The organism is Campylobacter sp. RM12651, assembly GCF_022369475.1.
Taxonomy (GTDB): Bacteria; Campylobacterota; Campylobacteria; order Campylobacterales; family Campylobacteraceae; genus Campylobacter_E.
Map to the genome: position 1 here is coordinate 1559108 of NZ_CP059600.1, position 9716 is coordinate 1568823.

Consider the following 9716-nt stretch of genomic DNA (forward strand, 5'->3'; position numbering starts at 1 on the left):
AGAAAATATGGAATTTAAAACCGAAGTAAATCAATTACTTAATTTAATGATTCATTCACTTTACTCAAATAAAGAAATATTTTTAAGAGAGCTTATATCAAACTCAAGCGACGCTATAGATAAGCTAAATTTCTTAAACCTTAGCGATGAAGCTTATAAAGGAATTAGCTTTAATCCTAGTATTAAAATTAGTATTAATAAAGACGCTAAATTATTAATCATAGAAGATAACGGCATAGGTATGGACGAAGCTGATTTAAATAATAATTTAGGCACAATTGCTTCAAGTGGAACTAAGAAATTCTTAGAAAATTTAAGCGAAGATGCTAAGAAAAATAGCGATTTGATAGGTCAATTTGGTGTTGGATTTTATTCAGCATTTATGGTTGCAAATAAAATTGAAGTTTATACTAAAAAAGCCTTAAGCAATGATTCGTTTTTATGGAGTTCTGATACAAATGGTTATGAAATCACTAAAACAAATAAAGATAGTTTTGGCACAAAAATAGTTCTACATTTAAAAGATGATGAGTTTTTAAACACTCACACTATTGAAAACCTAGTTAGCAAGTATTCAAATCATATTTCTTATCCGATTTTCTTAGAAAAAGAGATAAGTGTTGGCGAAGGAGAAAACGCTAAAACTGAATTAAAATTCGAGCAAATCAATAAAGCAAAAGCTTTATGGAGAGAAAACAAAGCAAGCCTTAAAAAAGAAGATTATTTAAAATTCTATGAAGGCATAAGTTATGATAGTAAAGAGCCGATTTTATATGTTCATACTAAAAGCGAGGGCGGTTCTTTAGAATATTCAAGCTTATTTTTTATCCCTGCAAATGCTCCACACGATTTATATAGAGTAGATTATGAAAAAGGTATAAAACTTTATGTAAAAAGAGTATTAATTAGCGAAAAAGAAGAGATTTTACCAAGTTACTTAAGATTTATTAAAGGTGTGCTTGATGTTGAGGATTTACCTTTAAATGTAAGTCGTGAGATACTACAAGAAAATGTAATTTTAAGAAAAATCAAAGAAATCAGCACTAAAAAGATTTTAGGCGAATTAGAAAAATTACAAAAAAATGACGCTAATAAATATGATGAGTTTTATAAATTATTTGGTGCTGTATTAAAAGAAGCATTGTTTGACCCAAGTGCAAACAAAGATGAAATTTTAGCATTATGCAAATTTGATAATAGTCAAAACGATACTCAAATCACACTTGATGAATATTGTGCTAATTTAGGCGAAAACAAAACTATTTATTATCTAATCGGTGAAAACAAAGAATTATTAAAACACTCACCTTTACTTGAAAGCTACAAAAAAAATGGCATAAATGTATTGCTTTTAAGCGACAAGATTGACCCAATCGTAATTCCTATGGTTCATAAATATAAAGATTTTGATTTAAAAGCTATAAACGAAGTTGATGAAATCAAAAAAGATGAATTAAACGAAGAGCAAAAAGGCTTTTGTGAAAAATTAAGCAAAATATTAGAAAATGATGTAAAAGAAGTAGTTTTATCTAATTCTTTAGAAAGCTCATTATCAAGCTTAGTTTATGATACTAAAGACCAAGAATATATGATGGCTAAAATGATGGCTCAATTTAGCGGAGAAAAAATGAATGCTAAAGGCGTTTTACAACTAAATGCAAAACACGAATTAGTAGCAAAACTAATAAACGAAAATAACGAAGATAGCCTTAAAAATCTAGCATTTATAGCTTATGGCACCGCAGCACTTGCTCAAGGCTTAGAATTTGCTAAGGTTAGTGAGTTTAACGAAGCTGTTATAAATCTAGCTAAAAAAGCGTTTTAATGCAAGAAAACAAAGCCTATTTAAGCGAACAAATAATTACTTATTTAGGCAATAAACGCTCATTATTAGGCTTTATTGAAAAAGGCGTAAAATATGCAAAAACCGAGCTTAAAAAAGATAAATTAAGCTCGGTTGATTTGTTTAGTGGCAGTGGCATTGTCGCAAGATTTTTAAAACAACACTCAAGCTATTTAATAGCAAATGATTTAGAAAGTTATAGTAAAGCAATCAATGAATGCTATTTATCAAATATTGATAATAATTTTTATAAAGAGCTTGAAATAGAGCATAAAAAACTAAAAGAACAAATCATTAATAATTTTAATGAAAACGGCTTTATAAGAGAGCTTTACTCTCCTAAAGATGAGCTAAATATCACTCAAAATGATAGAGCTTTTTATACAAATTATAATGCTAGTTATATTGATACAGCAAGATTATTGCTAGAAAATCACAAATATAAAAAATACTTTTTAGCACCACTTTTATATGAAGCTAGTGTAAAAGTAAATACAAGTGGTGTTTTTAAAGGCTTTTACAAGAATAAAAACGGCATAGGAGAATGGGGCGGAAGTGGCAAAAATGCTCTTAGTAGAATCATTGCTAATATTGAATTAGCAATGCCTATTTTTTCAAACCATAATGTGCCTTTTAATGTGTTTTGGCAAGACGCAAATGTTTTAGCAAATGAGCTTGATTGTGATTTATGCTATATTGACCCACCTTACAATCAACACCCTTATGGCTCAAATTATTTTATGCTAAATCTAATTACAAATTATATTAAACCACAAGATATTTCTAAGGTTTCAGGTATTACAAAGGATTGGAATAAAAGCGTTTATAATTCTAAAAAAACAGCTAGCGAAAGCTTTTTTGAGCTAATAAACAATCTAAAAGCAAAAATAATTTTAATCTCATATAACAACGAAGGCATAATAAGTGAAGATGAATTTAAAAATACTCTTTTAAAATTTGGTAGCTTAAATATATTAGAGCAAAAATATAATACCTTTAGAGCAAGTAGAAATCTAAACAATCGTAAAATCCATGTAAAAGAGATTTTATATATCCTTAAAAAAATATAAAAATAATATATGATTTAATATGCTTAATCACAAAAATTACCTAAAGCCTTGTTTTTATCTACAAAATATACTACTTATAATAAAGACTTAAAATTATCATAAATATTTATATTTTTATTAAAAGAATTTAAAATTGTATCTTATAAATCAAAAAAGCTTTATTATTTAATAAAAATACTAATTAATAAAAATTATTATTTATATTATCCATAGATATAATATTTAAAATATAATTACCTATGCAAATATTATTTGTATAAATTATTTAAGGAGTTTTTATGAAAAAAATCATTTTTTCTTTACTTTGTTGTAGCAATTTATTAATATCTCAAACTTTTATAGAATTTAACACTCTAGGTGCAAGTATTAAAGACAAAAATAATATTTTTGATAATGATTTATCTAGCACCTTAAACGCAAGTGTATATTTATACAAAATGGATAATTATGACAATGATTTTGTAGGTGGGATAGATTTTAGCCATTTTAATATATATTCAAGATTTTTTATAGGCAATCAAGGAAGCAAAACTGATATTGATTTATATAATTTCACAGCTTTAGGTGGATATGGATTTTATAATGATATTTACAATATATCGCTTTCTTTATTAGGCGGTGTAGGATATGAAAAGGCTAAATATAATTTAAGTAGTGATATTATAAAAAACGCTAATTTTAATAAGAATTTAAAATCAAATCTATTAACGCTAGGAATTGCTGCTAAATCGTATTTGGACAGCAATTTAATACTTGGAATGAGATTATTTGCTAAGCACTACACAAACAATAATATAAAAGAAAAATCAGTCCTATCAGGAGATATATCATTAGGTTATAGTATTTCAAGACAACTTAATGGGTTTTATACTCAAGTAAAAGTAGGCTATGATAATAATTTAGTAGGTAAAGGCGTTAATTTTGGAATAGGATTAGGCTATTCATTTTAAAACTTAGGTTTTTTATCCAAAAGATAAAAAACCTTAAATTAAATCTCTTTTATAAATTCTTTTTAACTTTCTATCTAATTTATAGCATACTTCATAAATTGCAGGAATAGCAAAAAGTGTTAATATGGTTGAACTAATAAGACCACTAATTACTGCAACTGCCATAGGAGAATTGCTCTCATAACCAGCTCCGTGTGAAATAGCTAAAGGTAGCATTGCAAAAATCATAGCAATCGTAGTCATTAATATCGCTCTAATTCTACTTTTGCCCGCTATTTTAAGAGCTTCTTTAACCCCTACTCCGCTATCACATAATTTATTTGCAACATCAATTAATAAAATTGCATTTTTGCCAACCATTCCAAATAACAAAATAAGAGCAACCAAAACAAATAAAGAAAATGTATTGCCTGTCAAATAAAGACCAATACAAGCTCCTGCAAACGCAAGTGGCATTGTAATCATTATTACAAATGGAACAATAAAGCTTTCGTAAAGAGCTGCTAATACTAAATAAATTAATAAAAACGACAAAATCATAACCATAATAAAACCAATAATCGTTTCTTCTAAAAGGTCAATAAAACCAGTAAATGTATATCTTAATCCAGTATTTTGCATAATCTTACTCATATTAGTTTCTAGTTTTGCCTTAACCTCGTCTAAAGAAACTCTATCAACCCCTGCAGTAATTTTTACTGAACGAGTTTTGTTAAGTCTATTAATACTACTACTATCCTTAATTAGCCTAATATTTACTACATTTAATAGGCTAATTAAATTATTATCCATAGTTCTTATTTGTATTTTCTCAAGCGATTTCATATCTTCTTTAGATACTTTTTCAAGTTGAATAAATATATCTTTGCTATCTTTTAAACCATCCAATACCCCGACATTAGCGTGTGCAAAAGAAGTTTGAATTATCCCTGCTAATTCTTGGGTATTTACATTTAATTTTCTTGCTTTTTCTTTATCTATATAAATAGCTAAAACATCTGCATAAGCATCAATATCATCACTAATATCAACAACACCTTTTAATTCACTTAAAATATTTTTCGCTCTTCTACTAGCACTTACTAAAGAAGAAAAATCATCACCCAATAATACAAATTGAACTGGCTCATCAATACCTGCACCTTCAAATTTAGGTATTTCTAAAACTTTGATTTTAAATTCTTTTAAACTCAAACTATCTCTTAGATTAGATACTACTTCTTTTTGTCTTTCGGTTCTTTCATTTAAAGGTTTTAGCTTAACATATATTTTAGATTTTTTTCTATCTTTTGCATCATCGTAGCCTACTAATAAATAAGCATAATCTACATTTTTATTTTCTTTAATTTGCTTTAAGACTTCTAAAGATTTAGCTTCCATAACTTCTATTGATAAATCTTTTTTAGATTCTATTTGAACTTGTAGTTCGCTATCATCTTCCATAGGTAAGAAATCAAGTCCTATTTTAGGTGCTAAAGAAAAAGATAAAGCACATAAAATTAAAATAATACCTATAAAAATCTTTTTATATTCTAATATAGTATCAAGTGTATTTTCATACCAACTTTCTAATTTAATAAAATATTTTTCTGTTCTATCGTGAAATTTACTCTCGTTGGTATTTAAAAACCTAGCACTAATGGTTGGGACTAAAAATACACAAACTAAAAACGATATAATTACTCCAAAGGCAACACTCATTCCTAATGTATTAAAAAACAAACCAGAAATACTATTCATAAACGAAATCGGAATAAACACGCATAATAAAACTATACTGATACTAAATACAGAAAAAGCAATATCCTTAATACCTTCATAGCTTGCATATAAAGCATTTTTCTCTGCCTTAATTTTTTTACTAATATTTTCAATTACAACTATTGCATCATCTACGAATATACCAATAGATAAAGTAAGTGCTATTAATGTCAAACGATTTAAATCGTATCCAAATAAATCTATTAGAAAAAAACTTGAAATAATTGAAGTAGGAATTGCAATGCTAGCAATAATAGTAGCACTAATATTTCTTAAAAATAAAAATACTATTAAAATTGTTAAAATCACCCCTAAACACATATCAAATACAACTTGATTTATATGCTTTGTAATATTTTCTGATTTATCATAAACAACTTCAAATTCTATATTTTTATGATAATCTTGAATACCTATTAAGGCTTGTTTAATATTTTTAGCAACTTCTAAGCTATTTTGACCTGTGATTTTTTTAAGCTCTACTAAAACCCCATTATCTCCATTAAAATGAGCATAACTATCTTTTAAAGTATATCCTATACTAATATCTGCTACATCTTTTAAAAATACTCCTGGAGCTATTCTTAATTGCTCTAATTCTTCTATACTATTTGAGTCGAAATAACCTTTAATAGTTATATTTTTAGCTTCATTTTCAATACTTCCTAAAAAAGTTTTAAAATTCTGCATTTTTATTAGTTTTGCTACATCTAAAGAATTAATATGGTATTTATTTAATTCATCTAAATTTAAATCTATTTTTATGTTATTTTTTAAATAACCTACCATTTTAACTTCTCCAACGCCCTTTATACGCTGGAAATCACCTTCTATATCATCTTCAATAATTTGCATCAAAGCCTTATCATCTAATTGCTTAGATGAAATAAAAATACTCATAACCGCACCTGCATCAGATGAGACTTTTTCAACGCTAGGTGGATATTCTAATTTTATTTTTGATATTTTTTCACGAATATCATTTACTGCTATTTCTAAATCTCTTCCTAATTCAAATTCCACAGCAATTACACTTAAATTATTAAAACTTTTTGAAGTAATTCTTTTGATTTGACTTACACCAGATATTTGATTTTCTAATTTTTTAGTAATTTGAGATTCTACATAGCTTAAATCAGCATTTGCAAATGTTGTAATTTTTACAAGTGGAATATCAACATTAGGATATAAATTAATAGGCATTGTAAAAATTGATATAACACCAAAAAACAATAACCCTAAAAAGGTCATTAAAATAGTAACAGGTCTATTAATTGCAATTTTTAACATTTATTTATCCGTAATAATATAACCATCTCCAAATGAACCAATTTGTATGTCACTTGCTAAGACTTCTGCATAAATTTTTCTAGTTTTTATATCAATATTTGGATATATTTTACTAATTACACCTTTCATATTTAAGCCATTTATACTATATTCATAAGTATTACCTACTTTAACTTTATCAGAGTATTTTTCATCAAAACTTAAAAGTAATTTAACTTCAGGGTAACTATCCAAAATAAATAATGGCTGATTAGGGCTTGCTACGCCTTCTCCAACTTCAATATATTTTGCCGTAATTATTCCATCAAAAGGGGCTTTTAATTTTTTTTGATTTATTAATGTTTCATATTTTTTACTAGACATTTTTGCTGATTTTAATTTTTGTTCTGCTTCACTTTTTTTAAAGTTAATTTCATCTAAAATTTGTTCGTTTAATACTGATTTTACTTGTTCATATCTTTTAAGAGTGCTTGTAGCTAAAACTAAAGCTTCATTTGCTAATTTTTGTTGAACATTTGATTCTTCTAATCCAACTTGCTCAATTGAGCTATCAAGTTCTAATAAAACATCGCCTTTTTTTACACTACTACCAACATCTACATTTATTTTATTTACAATACCAAAAGATTGCAATGATAATTTAGCACTTTTTTGAGCAACCACATCAAAACTCGCATAAATAGAATCAGCAAATAAATTAATACTAATCAATAAAATTACTAATTTTTTCAATATTTCTCCTATAAATCAATTACAAAATCTTTAATAATGATACCTTTAGCAAGTAATAATTCTGCCTTAGATATTTCAAATTTAGCTTTACTTAAGCTAAGCTTCGCCAAAGCTCCTTGCATAGTTTCTAAAGAATTTAAATATTCAACATATCCAACAAGTCCAGCTTCATATTTTTTAGCAATACTCTCATAAGCAATTTTGCTAGCATTTAAAAGCTTTTCATTAGCATTGATTTCTTCTTGTATAGATGCAATTTTTTGAATTAATAGTTTTTCCTTTTCACTAACTGATTTTTTACTATATATATTCATTTCTTTAGCGGCTAAATTACTAAGTTTTGCACTCTCATATGCCTTTTTGTCAGCTCCAAAAGAAAAAACATTCCAAGATAAACCTAGCATAAATATATTTGAAAACATTTTTTCTTTTACTCTTTCTTTTACTATCATATCAAACGGAGCATATAAAGAATAATTGAAATTATTTTTTGAAAATCCCACAATATTTTTTACAAAAATAGTAGGTTTAAATGGTGCTAATGATAAATCCTTATTAAGCTCACTCATCTCTTCTTTTAAAGAATTTATTTTAATATCATAAGATTTATTAGAACTATCTTCATAAATAATAGCACTGCCTTTTGTAGGAATAAAATTATTATTAGTTATTAAATAAATATTACTTAATATCTCATCTTTTTGATAATTTAAATTATTTAATTCACTTTTATTTAATTCTACTTTTGCTCTAAATATTTCTAGCTCATCATTAGGTCTTAAGCCTACTTTGTTTAAATTTTCTAATCTACTTAAACTCGCATTTAAATATTTTAAATTCTGCTCTTTATATTCAATATTTTCCATTAAAGCTAAATAAGAATAATATAAACTTGCTAAATTAAATTCCAATTCATTTTTAGCCTTTTCTAATTCAATTTGACTTAATTCGTGATTTTTTTTCGCAAGATTTATATTAGAATTTCTTTTACCATCATAAATTAAAGCATCTATTGCTACACTTACATTTGTTAAATTATTTGGATTTATTATATATCTATCATAATCAAAACTAACAAATCCAACTTGTAAAGTAGCACTAGGATAGTATTTGTATTTTACGCTTTTTGCACTTTCTTCTTTGCTTAAAGTTTCATAATTTTTAGCTTTTAATTGCTCATTATTCTCAATACTTTCTAGCATAGTTTTTAAGCTAGTTGCATTCAGCAAACTAAGACTTAATAAAATTAAAGATAATTTTTTCATATTTTTTCCTATGTAAAACTTTTAACCAAATTACCAATTAATAAATTCCAACCATCGACTAAGACAAAAATTAGAATTTTAAATGGTAAAGATATCATAACCGGCGGCAACATCATCATACCCATAGCCATTAATACTGATGATACAACCATATCAATTACTAAAAAAGGTAAGTATAGCAAAAATCCTATCTCAAATGCAGTTTTTAATTCACTAATCATAAAAGCAGGAACTAAAGTTACTAAATCCACATCATCAATACTCTTAGGATTATCAATATTTCTTAAGCGATAAAATAGTGCTAAATCCTTTTCTCTAGTATTTTTAAGCATAAATTCTTTAAACGGCTTAACACTTAATGCAAATGCTTCTTCATAGCCTATTTTTTCTTCCAAATAAGGCTTAATGCCTGTTTCATAAGATTTATTAGCAGCTGGTTGCATTATAAAAAAAGTTATCACAAGTGCTAAAGATATTAAAATTGTATTAGGCGGCATTGCTTGTGTTCCCATAGCTTGTCTCATAAACGAAAACACTATAACTAATCTTAAAAACGAAGTGCATACAAATATAATACTAGGAGCTAGAGCCAATATAGTTAAAACTATGACTACATTTAAAGTAGTTACTAATTGGCTAGGCGTTTCTGGTGCGCTTAGATTTAGATTTAATGTAGGAACGCTAAGTGGAGTATCAGCATAAATAAACACTGAAAACAATAATAAAAGCAATAGTTTTTTCACTAATTTCCTTAAATAGTTTTTAAAAATGTTATCCAAAACTTGCTAACATTTTCTTAAAATCT

7 protein-coding genes are annotated in these 9716 nt (G+C 26.3%); 3 read left to right on the forward strand and 4 right to left on the reverse strand.

Going from position 1 to position 9716, the window contains the following annotated elements; all coding sequences use genetic code 11:
* Positions 1-7 precede the first annotated feature (7 nt).
* The 3 genes from htpG to AVBRAN_RS07715 all read left to right on the forward strand — a co-directional run bounded on the left by htpG (position 8) and on the right by AVBRAN_RS07715 (position 3863).
* Complete coding sequence (gene htpG / locus AVBRAN_RS07705; protein ID WP_239802975.1) at positions 8-1825, forward strand: molecular chaperone HtpG; 1818 nt, start codon at positions 8-10, stop codon at positions 1823-1825.
* A complete protein-coding gene (locus AVBRAN_RS07710; protein WP_239802976.1) occupies positions 1825-2913 on the forward strand; it encodes a DNA adenine methylase in 1089 nt (362 codons plus the stop codon). The genes htpG and AVBRAN_RS07710 overlap by 1 nt, the downstream gene beginning before the upstream one ends.
* Positions 2914-3191: 278 nt before the next feature.
* Entirely contained in the window at positions 3192-3863 is a 672-nt protein-coding gene (locus tag AVBRAN_RS07715) for a hypothetical protein (RefSeq protein ID WP_239802977.1), read from the forward strand.
* A gap of 33 nt (positions 3864-3896) precedes the next feature.
* On the opposite strand, the gene AVBRAN_RS07720 is transcribed toward AVBRAN_RS07715, so the two are convergent.
* From AVBRAN_RS07720 to fliP, 4 genes are read right to left on the reverse strand one after another with little or no spacing between them, the layout of a single operon-like run.
* On the reverse strand, positions 3897-6914 hold the full coding sequence (locus AVBRAN_RS07720; RefSeq protein ID WP_239802978.1) for an efflux RND transporter permease subunit: 3018 nt from the start codon (positions 6912-6914) through the stop codon (positions 3897-3899).
* On the reverse strand, positions 6915-7646 hold the full coding sequence (locus AVBRAN_RS07725) for an efflux RND transporter periplasmic adaptor subunit (protein WP_239802979.1): 732 nt from the start codon (positions 7644-7646) through the stop codon (positions 6915-6917). It lies immediately after the preceding gene.
* Positions 7647-7654: 8 nt separating this feature from the next.
* Entirely contained in the window at positions 7655-8911 is a 1257-nt protein-coding gene (locus tag AVBRAN_RS07730; protein ID WP_239802980.1) for a TolC family protein, read from the reverse strand.
* 8 nt (positions 8912-8919) lie between these two features.
* On the reverse strand, positions 8920-9654 hold the full coding sequence (gene fliP / locus AVBRAN_RS07735; protein ID WP_214117334.1) for a flagellar type III secretion system pore protein FliP: 735 nt from the start codon (positions 9652-9654) through the stop codon (positions 8920-8922).
* Positions 9655-9716 lie beyond the last annotated feature (62 nt).